Source organism: Coprococcus intestinihominis, from assembly GCF_040096555.1.
GTDB classification, from domain to species: domain Bacteria; phylum Bacillota; class Clostridia; order Lachnospirales; family Lachnospiraceae; genus Coprococcus_A; species Coprococcus_A intestinihominis.
The window spans coordinates 1-18,390 of the sequence record NZ_JBBMEK010000039.1 but is presented as its reverse complement, the minus strand read 5'-3'; the positions used below and the strand labels follow the sequence as shown (position 1 = coordinate 18,390).

Sequence of the window (18,390 nt, the reverse complement as noted above, 5' to 3'; positions counted from 1 at the left end):
AGGCCAAGTAAAATCAATGCCCTGATTAAAGTCAATATCACTTCATTCCTTTGATACCCGGCAGTCCACAATGGATATTCATCCGTGGACAGGTGTCAATACATTTCTGGCACTGGAAACAGTCACCGCTGACATCCAGCGAACCGGCCTCCGGCAGACCGATGTCTGACGGACATTGTTTTGTACAGGCACTGCAGCCTTTGATACACTGTTCCCGTTCTCTCTTAAGGGTGAAGAACGGCAGCATCGGCAGTAATGAGAATACTGCACCCATCGGACACAGGAATCGGCAGAAAAATCTTTCCTGAAGGGCCATGCCCACCATAATCAGTACCAGCAGGACAATTCCCAGCAGATAGCCGCCTAACTTAAAGTTAAAGGCATGCAGCATAGAGAAAACATCCCATGGACTGTACCCCTGTGTCTGACTGTACACACCTTTGAAGCAAAGGAGTACAATCACAGCCAGCACAACGTATTTCACCATTGAGAGTTTTGAAGTCACTGTTTCCGGCAGTTTCACCGGCTTTTTCTTGATTTTTTTGCAAATCCACACATAGACAAAGTGAACTGCATCCCCAAAACTTCCGAATGCACAGGCAAATCCACAGAAGAAACGCCCGAATACAATGGTATACAGACACAGAACAATCAGTACCGACACAAAAGAGGTCAGACCGATTTTTTCTCCTGCACCCAACTGTGTGAAAATATATTTGACGCCTGCAAAAGCGGCTGTATAAGCTGAGGGCAGAAACAGGAAATATAAAAGTTGTATGATTGCCCGAAGCCAGCCGTGCATCTGCTTGCGCTGCTTTTTTGTAAGATGATGTATATCGATTTTGCTCATTTATTTTACCGCCTCTTTCAATGCCTGCGCAACTGCATTTTTAATCCCGGTGGAACTGAATGTTGCTCCGCTGATCGTATCTACATCTGCGCTCTGTGCATCAATGATTGTCGGGATAATATCCTCCGCCATGGAAAGATAAGCGCCATCCTCCTTTTCTGCTGATACAATACTGATATCTGTAATGGAACCGCCCTCAACAGTGACTTCCACCTGAATGACTCCGCCAAATCCCTGTGCCTCGCCTTTCCAGATGTCATCTTCATAACTGCCGCCTGCCGCATCCTCTTTGGACTGCATGACAGACTGCTTATATAATTTGGCACTTTCCAGGTCTGCTGTCAGTTTCGCAATCTGATCATCCTTATCCCGCAGTGTCAATACAGTGTTATAGCCGATTAACAATGCAACGATAAGTACCAGATTCACCGCTCGAACCGAAAATGTCTTCATCTCTATTTACCTTTCTCTGCCAGTTTTTTTGCTTCATCCAGTGCTTTCTGTCAGCCTCCGATAATCGCATTGGAGGAACAGGTTGCTCTTGCAACTGCATCAATGCCTTCCGGCATACCCTTTTCTGTAATCTGTGTCACCACACCCACATACTTTGAAGTACCCTGGGCCGCTTTTTTTATATAGCTGTCATTGTCGCTGTCACCATTGCCGCTGATGCCTGAAATATCTGTAATCCGGTCATTTTCAATTTGAACCGTCATCGTCAAGTCGTAAGCTTCAAAATCTCCATCTGCATCCGGCTCACAGATGACAGATACTGTATAAGCGCCGTCTGCATAGATTCTGTTTGCCGGTTTCTCTGTCTCGCTTTCTCCCGGTTCTGTCTCATCTGTTTCTTCCGGTGTCCGCTTTGCAGCCTCTAATGCCTTCTGGCATCCCTCGATAATGGTATTGGATGAACAGGTTGCTCTTGTCACCGTATCAATGGCATCAAGGCCGCCTTTTTCTGTAATCTGCGTTACAACCCCCGGCAGTTTTGAAGTACCTTCTGCTGCACGTTTGATATAGCTTTCATTGGATTGATCGCCATCACCGACAATGTCTGTGACTGCTGTAATTTTGTCATCTTTGATATGAACGGTCATTGACAGATTGTAAGCTTCAAAATCCTGATCCTCATCAGGTTCACACACAACAGAGACGGTATAGGCACCATCAATATAAACGCTGTCGCTATTTTCAGTATCTGTTTCGCCTTCTGTCTCTGTTTCGCTTTCCGTTTCAGTCTCAGTTTCTGTCTCCGTTTCCGATTCAGCCGGCTTGCCGCTGTTACCGTTTTCAGCTGCTTTGAAAGCTTCCCTCAGGGCTTCGACAATACCGTTGGAGCTGTACGTTGCTCCAGACACAGTGTCAATACCTGACAAATCTGTTGACTGGTTTTTCAGAACTTCGTTAATGATACTCTTGGCTCTGTTAAAGAAAGCAGCATCATCTTCACATTCTGTCACCAGTATGGCTTTGATGGTCTTATCCTGGATCACAACTGCCAGCTGAATATCCCCGGCATATCCTTCACCTGTGCCATAATAGATACCCTCTTCGTAAGGTACTTTTCCTTCGACAATTGTCGAATTATTGTTGCTGTTGTTATTGTCATTATTGTTATTGTCATCATTGCTGTCATCGGCATCATTTGAAGAACCATTAACTACTGCCTGTCTCAGTGCCGCACGCACCGCATCAATAATACCTCTGGAACTGTAAGTAGCACCTGAAACCGCATCCACATTGGTACTCTGGAAACTGATGATATTCGGAATCAATCCTTGGGCCTGACTCATAAAACTACTGTCATCATTATGGCTGACCACGCTGATATTGCTGATTTTCCCATCAGCAATCACCACCTCAACCTGTACTTCGCCATTAAATCCGGTACCGCTGCCGTAGTAGATGCCGTCTCGCCATGTCTGATTGGAATCATCCACCGTTTCAATGGATGGTGAACTCTGACTACTGCTGCTTGCCGTCGTAGCCGGTGTGCTTGTATCCTGCTCTCCGGTCAGGGCATTCTTTACAGCACTGATGATACCGTTGGAGCTGTAGGTTGCTCCGGACACCACGTCCACATCCAGTGTCTGTCCGGCAATAATTTTGTCAATGACACCCTTGGCTCTGTTAAAGAAAGCCTCATCATCCTGGGTGCTGAGAATATTGATTGCAATAATACTCTTGTCTTTAATTTCTACAGAAACAGAAACTGTACCCGCAAAACCGGTGCCGCTGCCCTTGTAAAAACCATCTGCCAAATCGAAGTTTCCCTTCTTGGCCTGCTCAGTTTCTTCTGTTTCCTGCTTTTTCTCTTTTGCATCTGCTTCGGTACTCTGAATGTTTTCCGGCTGCTCTACCTCATAAACCGGCGCTGCATAGCCTTTCAGCGCCGTACCGACGCATCCCACGACAACAATTGTCGCAAGAATCGGCATATAGCCGCCAAATCTTTTCCAAAACTTCATCCTGCGTCATCCTCTTCTACTTTTCTACAATTTCAAATTCTCTGTCTGATGTAAAGCTGTCTTTTATCCCCTCTGAGACATAAAGCTTTTCATCATCTGTCAGGAGAATCATATCAAATTCATCACTGTGCGCTTTCCAGTAATCAGTGGCTTTGTCCTTTCCCATAACAAACAAAGATGTAGAAAGACCATCTGCCAATGTACCGTCCGCACTGACAATGGTTACGGAAATTAAGCCGTTATCCGCCGGATATCCTGTTGACGGGTCGATAATGTGATGATATGTCACACCGTCTTTTTCAAAATAGCGCTCATAACCGCCGGATGTAATAATGGCCTTATCCTTCGTCTCAAGAACCCCCAGATATTCATCTTCTGAATCGGGGCTCTGAACCGCTACACGCCACAAGCTGTCATCTGGTTTTGTACCAAATACCTGGGCATTTCCTCCCAGATTCACCAGGCCGCTTGTCACACCCTTCTCCTTGTAAATATCCATAATCCTGGAGGATGTATAGCCCTTGGCAATACCACCGAGATCAATCTGGACACCATCCTTTTTGAAGCTGACGGTTGAAGTCTCCTTGTCATAATCAATCAAAGAAGGATCCACCAGTTCCAGCGTTGCCTTCAATGTGTCTGCATCCGGCACCTGATAATTGCCGTCAGTAAATCCCCAGGCCTTCATCACCGGGTAAATCGCCACATCAAATGCGCCATTGGTGCTTTTATAAAGTTCCAGAGAACGTTCCATCAGTACCGCACCATCTTCTGATAACTGTCCGCCATTATTCGCATTAATCTGCCCAATCTCGCTGTCTTTCTTACCTGTGGACAACAGCGCATCCAGTCGGTTAATCTCATCCACCGCTGCATCAACAGCCGCATCACCGTTAGAACCGTAAGCCTTCACTGTCATATAGGTATCCATGGCAAAAACATCTCTGACCGCCTCTGCATCATCAGAAGCATTTTCTGAAGTCAGTTCCGAAGATGTGACAACGTTTTCAGAACTCACCTCAGAAGAGACCTCAGTTTCCATTGAATCATTTCTCCCGGAACAGGCTGTCAAAATAGCAATTGTCGCAGATATCATAATAGTTCTTATTATTTTCTTCATCATAATATCCTTTCATTCAGTTAGGTCCTGCTAACGATTAGTATTTATCGCGTAAGAAAAAAGCTGTCAATTAAAAAAGCCGCTAAACATGCGGCTTAAATGATAAATTCTCTTAATAGGATTTAGCAATAAAATTTTCTCAGTTATTTTAAGTTAGTTGATAATAACTTATCATTAACAGTAACGTAACTCATTTTCATTTATTTTCTTTGCCAGCGCTTAACCATGGCGATATTCGAAATTTTCCCCCGCGGCATACAAAAAGCCCTGCGGCTTTGGCCGCGGGGCAAACATAATACATCTGGTATGAAATTATGCGTTTACTTTCTTGATCTGATCGATCATGATAGGGATGATAGTGAACAGGTCACCAACGATACCATAATCAGCAACATCAAAGATAGGTGCGTCTGGGTCTTTGTTGATTGCTACGATGCAATCAGAACCAGAGATACCAGCAGCATGCTGGATAGCACCGGAAATACCACAAGCGATGTACAGCTTAGGACCTACAGTCTTACCTGTCTGGCCTACCTGATGTGCACGTGGAATCCAACCTTCATCAACAGCTGCACGGGAAGCACCTACTGTTGCCCCAAGTACATCTGCTAACTCACGGATAACACCAAAGCCTTCTTCTGAACCTACACCACGACCACCGGAAACGATGATTTCAGCTTCTTCAAGGTTAACAGCTTCAGCAACTTCTTCGATTCTCTCGATCAGTTTTGTTCTGATCTGATCAGCAGCTACATGGATATCTTCACGAGTGATTGTACCCTCTCTGCCTTCAACCAGTTCAGGTTTCTTGAATACACCTGGACGAACTGTACCAAGCTGCGGACGGTTGTCTGGGCAAAGAATCATAGCCATCAGGTTACCACCGAATGCCGGACGTGTCCAAACCATGTTGCCAGCTTCTGCATCATAGTCAAGACCTGTACAGTCAGCTGTAAGACCTGTATTCAGATCACAAGCCATCTTAGGACCAAGGTCACGGCCGTTGTTGGTAGCACCAATCAGGATTGCTGATGGTTTATGCTTGTCAACAAGTGTCTTCATAGCGATGCTGTATGCATCTGTTGTATAGTTAAAGTATTCGTCGCCTTCAACGAGAATAGCTTCGTCAGCACCGTATTCGATTGCTTTCTTAGCGATATCTTCAACCTTACCGCCGATAACAACTGCAACAAGCTTAGCGCCCATCTTATCTGCAAGTTCACGGCCTGGATTAAGAAGTTCGTAGCCAACTGGCTTTACTTCATTCTCTTCTGTCTCTACAAATACCCAAAGATTCTTATATTCTTCAAAACTCATGCCCATATCCTCCTTACAGTACTTTGGCGTCTACAAGCAGATCAACAAGCTTAACTGCTGATACTTCAACTTCGCCTTCATTAACCATTACACAGTTCTTATTCTTCACTGGTGTAAATGTCTTTCTAACCTTTGTAGGAGAACCCTTAAGGCCACAACGTGTCAGATCGATATTCGGAATATCTTCTGATGTGATAACTGTGATTTCTTTCTTGCGGGCTGCCATCTTACTCTTGATTGTAGGATATCTTGGGTCAAATTCAGTCTTAACAACTGTTACGATTGCTGGTTTCTGAACAGAAATCATATCGTAACCTTTGTCGCTTTCTCTCTTAACGATGATATCATCGCCTTCTACAGAAACTTCTGCTGCATATGTAACCTGTGCAAGACCCATATGTGCTGCAATTTCAGGACCAACCTGACCTGTATCACCATCGATAGCCTGTTTACCAGCAAGGATGAGGTCAAATTTGCCTTCTTTCTCTTCGATAGACTGGATAGCTGAAGCTAAGATGTAGCTTGTAGCCAGTGTATCAGAACCGCCGAATTTTCTGTCGCTGCAAAGATATGCTTTGTCACCGCCAACTGCGAGACACTCTCTTAATGCATCCTTTGCCTGATCTGGACCCATGGATAATAATGTAATCTCTGTGCTTGGATCTGCGTCTTTGATTCTTGCTGCAACTTCAAGTGCGCATGCATCAAATGGATTGACAATACTTGGTACACCTGCACGAATCAGTGTATTCGTTACTGGATCGATCTTAATCTCTGCAGTATCAGGTACCTGTTTTACACATACTAAGATTCTCAAAATAAATACCTCCTTATTTCAGTAAGCTTCTTAATCACACATATTCATACCAGATTAAATATGTAATGAATCTCTCAGAAACGCCACTACATACATCCTACACGTTTTAGAATGTTTTGTCAAGATTTTGACCAACTTTTCAACGTTCCAAAAAGTAAGTTTTTTATTCCTAAAATTCATTAATTCCGCTATTTTATTGAAATTCGTCGAATTATTTTGTGAAAAAGGCACAGTTGGCTTTTCATAATAAATTCAAAATCAGTCAAAATTGCACATAGTATACAATAGTTTGTACTTATATTAATTACCATGCGAAATATTTTTTATTGCTTGCACGCAATCGGATGTTCGAATATTTGTGACAACTCAGTTATTTTTTTGTCGGACCAATTTTTTTTAGGTTCAAAAGCTGCAGTACCCCAAATAAGTGCAGTACGGACTTCAATTATCCGAAAAGGGATTCTACCGTTCAGAATCCCTTTTTGAATTTTACTGACCATACTGCGTTTATTTTATATCCCGGTACAATGCAGTTTTTATAGCATTTATAGACAGTATACCAATATTCCCATTATAGCCTGCTTTAGTCCGGTATGTTGATGTTCTTAAAGTCCTCCGGCTGAAGCATGAACATGGCTGCTTCTTCGTATTTATTATCAAGAACAGTCATGAAAAGATTCTTCATGTTGCGCTTTTCAAGGCTGGCAATCGCTTCCTCGATAATGGCCATGATATCTTCATAATCAACCGAATAGCCATCCTGCATACGTTCACGCAGCAATGTCTTCAGCGAAGCTGCTCCCGGTCCTGAGATCTCATAGCCTTTCTTCTTGGCGTATCCCTCTGCCAGCTGAACAAGTTCATTCTCATTGTACTTGCCAATATGAATGATATTCAGGAACTTGCTGTGAAGAACCGGATATTTTCTGAATAATTCCTTGATCTTATCCTCTTCGCCTTCCAGAACAATGGCTACGTCCTGATTGTCCTGCTGAACAAAATCAACAATAATGCCCGCAGCCTTATCATCCAGCATATCTGCTCCATCAATGATCAGGCAGCCGCCTTTCAGTTTCTCAAAGATCATAGAAAAGTCCCGGCCATTCAGATCCTGTGCCGTTGCTCGGACAAGCTTGTTCTTATCACAGATGCCATATGTATTCAAGGCCTTTGCAATACCAATGGCGATCTGGGACTTGACGCTCATATCATAACCGGTTACAACAAAGTTAATATCATACGGTGCCAGCAAGTCCATATTGTCAAGTGCCGGATCTTCAAACTTGGTGAATGTCTTCGCCAACTGACTCTTAATACTCTCTACACCTGTCACCGTGCCGAAAATATCCAGAACTGTATCAGAGGCATGAATATCATCCGAGATCTCATCCTCCTCGTCATCTTCATCCTCTTCTTCGTCCGCCGAATCATTCTGACTGCTGCTGTCATCCTCCGAGATCACTTCATCTTCGTCATCATCTTCATCTTCGTCATCATCATCTATCAGCTCATCTTCATGGACTTCACCGGCGATGCCAAACAGATCATCCAATGTATCCTCTTTTGTCTCCGAAATGACTTCATCCTTCTCATCATCACCGTCTATGATAATTTCATCTTCCGCAGCTGCAGCTTCTGGTGCTTCATTCTCTGAATCATCATCATCATCGATAATAACCGTATCCTCTGACTCACCATCATCATCCACAATGATCTCCTCTTCACTGTCCTGGCTGCGTGTGTAATCCGCAACAAGATCTTCACCCATCAGTTTGCCGAAGAAATCTGCATCCTCCTCGCTGAGTCCCTCTGTAGAAATCGCTGCATCTTCGGCTTCTTCTGATTCCGGCACTTCTTTCTCCGGTGCATCCTCTGCCACCGTATTCTCTGACATTTCCTCAACAGGCATTTCCTCATGAAGGAAAATATCTTCATCCTTCTCGCCTGCCTGACTCTCCTGGCTCTGGGCGGCAGTGATCGCTGCAGCAGCCAGTTCGATCTCGTCAGGCTTTTCCCCTTTTTCTTTGGCCAATTTCAGAGTAGACCAGTCAAAATGCTTCTCTTTCTCTTTCTCTTTCCTGCCAAACATCAATGAGCTGAACAGATGGGCAATATGAGACTTCTCATTTTCTTCATCCGGCTGTTCTGCCTCACTGTCTTCATAAGCAGACTCCGCATGCCCGTCATCATCTGCCGTATTTCCATCTGCATTCACCGTTTCACTGTCTGTATTTCCCACATCAACGGCCATTGCCGCATCCTGCGTCTCTTCACCTTCAGCGCTTCCCGCCGACTCTTCATTTTCTTCTAATATCGGCTCTTCCACAATCACTTCATCCCGAAGTATGTCCTCTGTCACAGCTGTTTCGACAATCGGTTCATCTGCCGCTTCAGGCGCTGCCCCATCCATTGCCCGCTGAATGAGATCAAGATCAATGCTTCCCTCATAATCCGCACCGGCAAAACCCTCAATGCCCATCTCTGCACCTATAGATTCTGTCATCTGCTTCTCATGGGCCGCACGCTGTTCTTCCTCAACGCGATGCTGTTCAACCGTTGAAATCTCCGGCAGCGGCTCACCTGTCAATTTACATTTCAGCGCAATGGCCTTGTCCACATATTCTCCATGGCCAAACCACAGCACGATCTCATCACATTCATGAATGCATTTTTTCGTCTCACCGCTGGCCTCATATAAAGTCGCCAGCTCATAAGCCCACTCCTCTATGTATTCATAATCCTTTAACTTCTCAAGGGTATCGATCAAAACAGAAAGACGTTCCCCTTTGCCCTTATCCAATCTGTATCTCAGAATGTAGCGATGCAGATCTCTGGATGCCACACCAATGAACTCTTTATAATAATATTCTGCCTCAGAATACTCACCTTTATCAATATACAACGTTGTCAGCAGATCAAGGATTCGTCTTGTATTCGGATTCTTCTCATAAACACGCAGAAGAATCTGTTCTGCTTCATCATAACGCTTCAGGCCCATATAAACTTCACCGACCAGGCAAAGGATAGAGATATTGCGGATCTTGCTGACTTCAATCTCATCCAGAACCTTCATGGCTTCTTCATAACGCTCCTGCATCACAAGGGTCTTGATCTGCTTGGTCAGCGCGCCTTCATTTATCTTATTATTCTCCAATTTATTCATCTCCTCACTGCAAAGCCGTCGGCTCCGCTAAGGGCATTTTAACACACAAGTAAACACTTGACAACTAACGTCCTAAACAAAGTCAAAAACTTCCTGCTCATAATTAATCTTCACATATTCCATTTCGTCAATCTTCACATTGGAGTGATAATCTACGACGATCGTCTGCTGACGATGGTTCATCAGCTTCTGTCCCAAAACATAATTGACATCAAATTTACCTGTAATTGCCGGCGTTGCACCTCTTGCCGGAACAATCAACTGTACATCATTGGTTTTTAATAAGGCAAAAATAGGCTCCCAGATATAAATATCCTTGGCTGCGCCAAATGGATTATCAATAAACAGGACTTTCCTGAGATGCTCACCTGCAGCCGCGCCTGCATGAATAGCTGAAATATAATGGATCACTGCAATCAGGAACTGAATATAAATTCCCTGGGACTGCCCCGTACTACCCACCGCCTCTTCATACTTCAGATAACGACTTTGGCTGGCAATTCTCTCTCTCTTGTAGAGTGTCAGCCGAATGGCATTCATATCTGTTACAATCACCGAAAACAGCCGCTTCCAGGCCAACTGTTGCCGGATATAGCGCATTTTCTCTTCCTGCGTTCCAAGGGTATCCGATTGATTAACAATATCATCAATATAAGCAGACATTTTCTCTTTGTAAAAATTCTCTTTAACATAAGGTATGGTAAGGCCGACCATCTGAATCTGCTCGTTATCCATGACAATCGCAGACATCTTCGGCAGTTTATCCAGTTCCATCCGGATGTTCTGACAAATCTGAAGACACTGACTTTCAAAACTGTCCTTGATGCTGACAAGGTCTTCCATGTTTTTTCCGACACGCTCTTTCTCTATACGGATCAGGGCAATGGTTTCCTCAATTTCCTGCATCACTCTGCCTGCCGCTTCTGCATTCTCCGGAAGGCTGAGATGTTCACGAAGTTCTGCCGCCAGACCTTCTGCACCTAACTGATGCAGTTCTGACACTGCTTTGGCTTTGTCCTTTTCAAACGCATCTCTTTTTGCAAAATACTGGGACTGCATCTGCTCATAACGCCTCAGAAGTTCCTCATATCTGCGCTTCAATCCGATCTGCTCATCCAATGTTTCTGTTGTCAGATTTTCCTGTACATGGCAAAGCTTCATCAAGCGTTCCACATCATGCCTGATTCCCTCCAGCGCATACAATTCCTTTGTCAGACGCTCAATACGTCCAGTAAGCGAACGATACTCCGCCGAAGTATTTTCATAGAGCTGACGCATATTCTCCACGTAGGATTCATAACTCTGATCATTTAACGCCACCTCTTTATAGGCACCGTATTTTTCCTCAATCACATTGACTGCCTGAGCAACACTGCCGTACAGACGATTCTTGTCCGCTTCAATAGCCGTCAGCTGCTGCCGCATATTATCGACCTGCTGTGCCATATTCTCAAGGTCCTGCCTGATCTGCCTGATATTCTCAGCCGCTGTCTGATAAATCTGGCCATCCGCCCGCAGATCTTCCATACGCGCCATCTGGAGATTTCTATCGGCAATACTCTTTGTCAGACGCTCCATAGAACGTGCATAGCTTTCCATCAGCTGCTTTTTGTCATCCAGATCCATATGTTCTTTCTCATAAGCGTCACGAATGCCATAAAAGGCCGCCCGCAGCGCATCATCCGTCAAATCTTCCGGCACCTGTCCTTTCGACGGCTGTTCACCCAAAAACTGCTGTCCGTCTGTTTCAACAGCATAAAGCTTCCAGTTGTCTTCCCAGTCTTTTATCAGCAGATCTTTCTCACTGACTGTATGTTCACACACTTCCGACTGTTCCTGCATTTTGGTGTGCAGCAAAGTTGCGGTCTGTTCTTCCTCCTGCTTTTTTGCCGCCAATTTTCCATATTTCTGTCTGACTTCTTCGATCAGATGCTTTGTCTCAATCAATGCTGTATTGACATCCCGCAGTGACTCAAGTACCGCATACTGCTCTTTTGCCGTCTCCGCCTGCTTCCCGGCTTCCTCAATACTTACAGCATCCCCGGACAGCTGCCTATCCAACTGCTGTATCCGGTCTTTGATCAACTTCTGTTTCTCCAGAAGCGCCAGCTCTTTCTTCTGGTTTTCCCGAAGCGCTTGTCTGTTTTCTTCCTTTTTGCTATCATAGACAAGGAGAAAACTGCTCACTGACTCCATATCTTTTTCATAGGTCTGCTGCTGATCCTCCATTCGGGCAATCACCCGCTGAAGTTCTGTCAGCTGCTCCCGGCTCTGTGCGCATACTTTATGACGCATATTTTCATCCAGATAGAAACTGCTGCCTTTTCCGGCAAAAAGCAGTCGGCTCTTCTCCACCGGCTCCTCTTCAGAAAGTACCGTTTCAAGACTGATCACAGGAATCGCATGCTCCCCGAAATCTTTTTCCTTTAAAAGTTCATCCGCCGCTACTTTTGCAAAACCATCTTTTAAAATCACTGTGTACGGCAAAAACGGCATCCGTGCAAGCAGTGCACGCCGCTCTGCATCATTTGTTTCCTGAAGATACTGAGCCCCATAAACACAGGTAATGCCATGGCATGTTCGGATATAATCCATAAAATCCTGAACATCCGCAGGTATACGCATCAGCCCGCCATTTTCCAACTGATGAATTTTTTCTTTCAGTGCAGCTTCCTGTCTCTGACGTTCTTCAATATCACACGCAAGCTTACGATAGCGTGCAAACAAATGCTCCTTGAGTAAACCGGCTTCTGTCACCTGATAGACCTGAAGCAGTTTGGCGATCTGCTCATATTCCCGCTGCCAGGCTGCCATAAATTCATTGCCCTCACGGATCAATGTCCTGATATGTCCCAACATCTGTGTATTCCGGGCTTCCTGAAGCTGCTGTTCATTTTTTTCTGCCTCTGCGGCTTTCGCATCCTCCATGAGCTGCATCAGTTCAGCTTCCTTTGCTTCCAGTTTCTTTTTCTGGCTGAGCAGTTCCTTATCGACTTCCTCAATCACCAGAAGTCCTGATGCTTCCCTCAGCCTTGCAAAATCCTTCAGATACATTTGCTCCTTTTCACGGTTTTCCTGGGACTGATGCTCCAGAACCGCCAGCATTCTGTCATCTTCACGCTCTGATGATGCCAGTTCATCCAGCTTTTGCTGAAGATTTTCCATTTCTTTCCGGCCTTGTACAATACGGTCATCCAAAACAGTCATCCGCTTCTGGCAACGTTTCTGCCATGCCTTTGCATAAGCCCGAAGCTGTGCCAGCTGCTCCTTCTGCCCATCCGTACTATGACGGATCATATTCTCCACGGCCTGATATTTCTGCTGTTCTTCCAGATATTCCAGGTAATCATTCATACTCTCTCTGAGGTTCAGATCATCCCTGCTGACAGCCTGTTCCAGCTGTAATTTCTCAAGCTTTTCGCTGCAGTCGGCCGCTTCCTTTTCAAGATAGGCCAGCTGTTCCTTGCTGGACTGGATTTTGACCGTCTCCAGCTTTCTGGCATAGTCTTCCATATGCCCCTTTGCCAGCTCCTGTTCTCTTCTGGCCGCTGCCAGATCCGCAGTCCTGTTTTTCTGTCTGGCAAGTACAGTCTGCCATGCTCTGGCAATGTCCATCCGCAGTGTCATTTTCTCACCATACATAACATCCAGCGTCCGGATCCGCTCACCCAGGCTGTACATAACTTCCTGCTGTCTATCATACTGGCCAATTTCCGCTTTCTTGCGGGTCAGCTCCGCTAACTGATCTTTGATCTGATACAACGTATCCGCCATCAACGACATATTATCACCATTTTCAGCCCGTTCCGATGTCCGCGCCATAAATGCTTTCTGGATAATCTCCTCGATCAGAAGATCCTCCACCACCTTGCGGGTTGTCCGATAATGACTTTCAAAATAGGTCCGCACATGACCTTCCGTCTTATTGATCCCACGGATAATTTCCCACTCGCTCTCATACAGTCCATACCGGCTGATAAAACGCTGGTATTCACCTTTGCGCTCAAATAAATGAACCTGCAGTTGGTAATCCTTTCTTGAAAGATTTCTGAGGTAATTTTTAAGCCCCGGCCATGTAATTCTTTCCTTACCGTCGCTGAGCGGAAGATTCACGATATCATTGTCATTGTAATGTCTGTAAAAAATGACATAGTTAAAATATTCAATCGCCGCTGCGTCCCCTGCTGCATTTTGATTTTCATCATCTTTTGCCTTTCTGGCGCAGAATCCCGTCAACATATATCTGTAATCATCTTTGACAAGATAATCGTCCAGCTTCCATTCGATCAATGAATGGATGACCGTACTGCCGCCTTCACCGCGAAATAATTTTTCCACCGGCTGCTTGTCATCCAGCGTACAGTTCGGAATCAGATTCTGAAGCAAAAGCAGTAAAAGAACACTTTTGCCGCCGCCGTTGGCCAGGTCATACAGCACATTTTTACAGTCAAAGCGCATAATAAAATCGTCATAAAACTGTGTACCGAAATTATAGCGTACATTATTGACACGCACTCTGTTAATATGCGGCATTTTCCTCATCCTCCTCTGTCTTGCTGTTTCGGTCCTGCACAGGTTCCTTCACATCACCCTGCCGTTTTCTCTCAATGTTCTCCATATTGCCCCGCCTGCTCTGTTCAATGACTTCATACAGCCGTCCTTTGCAGCTGTCAAAATAGTTCTCGACCAGCGCCCGCATTCTGTCCGTTATATAATATTTGCCCGCCGATTCCACAAAAAGCGCCTGCGTGATCAGAAAATTGAAGACCAGCTTGACAAAACCTGTTTTGGACCCTCTGGCAGCCTTTAATGTGGAAATATCATCATTTTCAGCCATCAGAGGCAGCTCATCCCACAATAATGCCAATGTTCTGAAACTGTTTTCCTCAATATCATTCTGAACAATCGTCTCCAGTCTCGCCATCACACCGGAAAGCAGAGCTGTTGTACTTTCAATGACCATATCTGTCTTCACATAGGTCAGTGCTGCCTCCCCGGAGGTGGTCTCATAAAACAGCGTCATCACGTCATAAATAATGAGGTACGCCAGAAATAATTCTCTGTTCAGACGCAGCCCGATGGCTTTTTTCAGCTCGTCGTTAGTGTAGCCGAAAACCCTGTTCTCATCTCCGGCAGTCACATATAGTGTATTGTGATATTCATAAAGACGAAGATTGGATTTCTTTAAAACCGCATCCAGAATGTCATAAACCTCCGCCTGACTGCTGTAGGCTTCATAGAGATCTCTGTGGTTTTCCCTGCCCACTGTCTCCCCTGTGATCAGACATGCAAATATCTCCATTGCTTTGTCCAGATTTCTGTGATCCATTATTCTTCCGTCCTTTCAAATCGAATATTACTCATTTCAAACCGCTCCAGAATGGAGATTGTTTCATCCGGCAGATAAATCAGCCTGAATTTCAGTCCTTCATATCCCGGATTCGCCTTCAGGAAATCCGCCATGGTATCCTCAAGAAATGTATCCGGATGATCCTTGATCATATCCAGATCATAATGTTCTTTCTGGCTCAGGTGTACAAGAAACGCATAGTAATCTCTGTTTTCCAGTACCTGATCCGGGAATTTCATGGCATAAAGGTCATTAAGTTGTGCCAGCGTTACTTCTTTTTTCTGTTTAATCTTGTCCAGAAGTACCCTCAGAAGATAACTGAAATTGTCCTTCATTCTCTCCTCTGCAAGTTCATCCTCATAAACATACATCTGCTCCCGGCCCTTTTCCACCAGTTCACCTGCCGCCGATTCCTCCGGCTTATAGAGCAGCAGGTCGTCCACCCGGGACATCGGAAATGTCTTCTTTATCTTCGGTGCAAAAAGCGGCAGCACCAGATATGTCAGGAGTTCCGGATCATCCGCCTCAATCATCCGCTGTCCCACATCCATAAAATCCACGGAAGGACGAAAACGTGTCCTTTTCGCCTTTGCAAGCGCCTCATCTCCGGCCTTCTGCATCTGCATATAAGCATGCATCAGCTCTTCGTGACGCTTCATGGCATTTTTCAGCGCCGTATCCAGCTGATAGACTTCCTCCGCTGCCTCACCGGTGATCCTGTCCGTCTCCATTTTCTGCACAGCCCTTGCAGACAATGCCATATTCGAGGCAAAAAGGCGCTGTTCCTCACTAAACCACTTCATCAGACGATCATGATAATTCTCCAGTGCAGCAAGCCCCTCCGTCACATGGCGGTTCAAAAGTGTCTGGATCTCATGTCGTTCCTCCATCAGGCGTCCCACTTCCATGTTGATGCGCCCGATAACCTCCAGCCCGCCTCTGAAATTCTGCGCTTTTATCATCTTCTCAAGAAGCAGCTGGGCAACGCTGATATGGCTTTCCTCCCGAACTTCCTTTGTATCAAGATAAAAAGCCACCGCATCAGATGAAATTCTGTAAAGTACCTGCTGATCTTTCAGTTCACTCTCAATCAGACGCACTCGCAGTGTTTTCTGCTGATGGGCGGCCGGGTCATAGTAATCCAGTTCAAATGGTCGTCCCTCGTTGCATAATTTATCAAAAATGTATTGATACAGTTCATCATCGGCCTCTTCTTCGGTAAAATCAAAATCTCTCACCAAAAGTCCGGCCATGAATTGCCTGTAATCCTCATAGCATACCGGCTGATCCTGAAAATGATTCGCCTCAATAAAAAAACGCAGGACGGCAAGGACAATATATGACATATCCAGGCGTCCGTAACTTCCGTCCCTGTACTGGGACAATCCGGTATCCATTAATCTGAAAAAAGGATAATAACGCTTCAGATGCATCATACGCGCCTCATGGTCCTGCACCATATCATTCATTAAAATATAATTGTCCACTTTCTCCTCCTGCTATCTACTGCAACATCCAGGAAAACTGTTCGCCGCAGCGTCTCAGCTCTCCCAGAACCGTCTCCAGCCCCTTTTTGCTTTCCGCCCAGTTATCACGGCTGATGCCCTGTGTAACCGCTGGGCACATCAGGAATTCAATCTCCCTGTCCTGAAATACATACTCAAAATACATTCTGCATCTTCTGGCATGAAAAGCCTGGCAGCAGATAATGGCCCTTTTTATCGGAAGGTGCTTTTCCTCCAGCATCTTCCTGATATATTCAGCATTTTCAAGAGTAAATGTGGCTTCTCTTTCCTGAAGAATGGCTTCTCCCGGCACGCCTGCCTGCATCAGCACATCTGTCAGGAAATCCGCTTCTGCAGCATAAGGACCCTTATAACATTCCCTGTCACAGGATGGCCCCTCAAAAGCCGACCGGCCTTTGCTGTATCTGCCGGACACCACAATATAAGGTGCCATCCCCGCCTGATACAGCGCCGCAGCCCTCCTTGCAGGCTGCGGCCATGTATTGCCGGGTACGATGATGATATCTGCCTTTTTCGGCAGATCTTCAAGAAAAATAAACTCCGTAATATCTCTCAAAAACTTCATATTCTGAATGCTCTTTGCCGATTTTCGGCACTTCTTTCTGTCAGTGCTTCTATCATCTGTCCGTTTCTTTACTTTCTCTTAAAAGTAGAAGCATAAGCCTGTACGGCAACTGCTTTTTCAGAGTCCGAACCGTATTCGGATGACGGAACAACTTCCTCAGATGCCACCGTCCACTGTCCGCCCTTATTCTGAGGCAACAGGATGACAGTCTTTTCCTCATCATAATTACTGTACCATGCCACATCTGAAAGCGGTGCCTTCACTTCATAAATCTTCGCTGTTTCAGGGAACCAGCAAATGGCATAGTTTTTCGCCACTTCCCTGTCCAGGCTGAAAGCAAATCCTTTCTCAATAACTCTGCTGGCGTCGTCTTCTCTGCCAAATGGGCGCTCAAAGCTGCCGCGGTAAACAGTCAGATTGCCGTCACTATCAATATATTCAGCCAGTTCCTGTTTCATGTCTTCGATTCTCTGATTTCTGACATCTTCCGGTTCCTGTTTGAATGCCTTGGCAAATGTATTGACGAAACCGCCGTCTACACTGCTGTCAAGATATACCTGCACAACCAGTGGCAGTGCCACGTTGGCCGGAATCATGCCCTCTCTGAAATAGTATTTGAACCACTTGAAAGTTTCATCGGAATCTCTGCCGTAAGTTCTTGCCAGATAGGCAAAACTCTCTGCCCATTCTGATATATCAGCATTCTGCTCTTTTGAAAGCCTCTGGATATCGTCCAGTACTTTCTTTGTTCTTGTCTTTATAAAATCCGCCACCAGTTTTTCATCCGGTGTCAACACTTCATTCATTGGCATTTTTGTATGATCCATTGTTCTTCCTCCTGTTTTTAAACCCTTTCACACATCGGTTCACGATCCAGTCAATAACCCCATCTATGATACTTTCAAAAAAACTGACAATGATGTCCATTTATCCATCCCCCTGTCAGGCACCTTACTTCATAAATAAGTGCTGACTGAGTATTTTCAGCATCTGAGCCGCTTTGGCATTGCCGTTATCCGCAGACTGCTTAAATAACTCAATGGCTCTGCTCTTATCTGTCTTCACGCCCTCGCCGTACCAGTAACAGTAACCCAGATTGTACTGTGCACTGGCATGACCGCCCGCTGCGGCTTCTCCATAGAGTCGAATGGCCTCTTTGACATCCTTATGTACGCCTCTGCCCTTCTGATAGCAGAATGCCAGGTTGTTCT

13 protein-coding genes are annotated in these 18,390 nt (G+C 45.3%); all 13 read right to left on the bottom strand.

All coding sequences use genetic code 11. The annotated features are described in order from the left end of the window. Positions 1 to 37: 37 nt before the first annotated feature. On the bottom strand, positions 38 to 850 hold the full coding sequence (locus WMO25_RS04935; RefSeq protein WP_349084377.1) for a 4Fe-4S binding protein: 813 nt from the start codon (positions 848 to 850) through the stop codon (positions 38 to 40). Continuing rightward, the gene (locus WMO25_RS04930; RefSeq protein WP_349084375.1) at positions 851 to 1,303 is read right to left on the bottom strand and encodes an FMN-binding protein; all 453 of its coding nucleotides are present in this window, start codon (positions 1,301 to 1,303) and stop codon (positions 851 to 853) included. Between the two features lie 50 nt (positions 1,304 to 1,353). Then, positions 1,354 to 3,321, bottom strand: a complete 1,968-nt coding sequence (locus WMO25_RS04925) for an FMN-binding protein (protein WP_349084374.1) — start codon at positions 3,319 to 3,321, stop codon at positions 1,354 to 1,356. A gap of 16 nt (positions 3,322 to 3,337) precedes the next feature. After that, positions 3,338 to 4,363, bottom strand: coding sequence for an FAD:protein FMN transferase (locus WMO25_RS04920; RefSeq protein WP_349084372.1), 1,026 nt, complete (start codon positions 4,361 to 4,363; stop codon positions 3,338 to 3,340). 390 nt (positions 4,364 to 4,753) lie between these two features. Continuing rightward, positions 4,754 to 5,758 carry an electron transfer flavoprotein subunit alpha/FixB family protein gene (locus WMO25_RS04915; protein ID WP_349084370.1) on the bottom strand — a complete coding sequence of 335 codons (1,005 nt, stop codon included), beginning with the start codon at positions 5,756 to 5,758 and terminating at the stop codon, positions 4,754 to 4,756. Positions 5,759 to 5,771: 13 nt separating this feature from the next. Further along, on the bottom strand, positions 5,772 to 6,575 hold the full coding sequence (locus WMO25_RS04910) for an electron transfer flavoprotein subunit beta/FixA family protein (protein WP_349084368.1): 804 nt from the start codon (positions 6,573 to 6,575) through the stop codon (positions 5,772 to 5,774). 583 nt (positions 6,576 to 7,158) lie between these two features. After that, positions 7,159 to 9,729 (bottom strand): hypothetical protein, encoded by a 2,571-nt coding sequence (locus tag WMO25_RS04905; protein ID WP_349084366.1) that lies wholly within the window; start codon positions 9,727 to 9,729, stop codon positions 7,159 to 7,161. Between the two features lie 81 nt (positions 9,730 to 9,810). Next, complete coding sequence (locus WMO25_RS04900) at positions 9,811 to 14,271, bottom strand: coiled-coil domain-containing protein (protein ID WP_349084364.1); 4,461 nt, start codon at positions 14,269 to 14,271, stop codon at positions 9,811 to 9,813. Then, positions 14,258 to 15,067 (bottom strand): DUF6063 family protein, encoded by an 810-nt coding sequence (locus WMO25_RS04895; protein WP_015513891.1) that lies wholly within the window; start codon positions 15,065 to 15,067, stop codon positions 14,258 to 14,260. The genes WMO25_RS04900 and WMO25_RS04895 overlap by 14 nt, the downstream gene beginning before the upstream one ends. After that, positions 15,067 to 16,575 carry a hypothetical protein gene (locus WMO25_RS04890; RefSeq protein WP_349084362.1) on the bottom strand — a complete coding sequence of 503 codons (1,509 nt, stop codon included), beginning with the start codon at positions 16,573 to 16,575 and terminating at the stop codon, positions 15,067 to 15,069. Before WMO25_RS04890 ends, WMO25_RS04895 begins: the two co-directional genes overlap by 1 nt. A 16-nt stretch (positions 16,576 to 16,591) precedes the next feature. Next, positions 16,592 to 17,179 (bottom strand): YdcF family protein, encoded by a 588-nt coding sequence (locus WMO25_RS04885; RefSeq protein ID WP_117540383.1) that lies wholly within the window; start codon positions 17,177 to 17,179, stop codon positions 16,592 to 16,594. A gap of 68 nt (positions 17,180 to 17,247) precedes the next feature. Further along, positions 17,248 to 18,006: a hypothetical protein gene (locus WMO25_RS04880; RefSeq protein ID WP_349084360.1), complete on the bottom strand. Its 759-nt coding sequence runs from the start codon at positions 18,004 to 18,006 to the stop codon at positions 17,248 to 17,250. Positions 18,007 to 18,130: 124 nt separating this feature from the next. Further along, positions 18,131 to 18,390, bottom strand: a 260-nt coding sequence (locus WMO25_RS04875; protein WP_349084358.1) for a tetratricopeptide repeat protein, incomplete at its 5' end; no start/stop codon positions are given.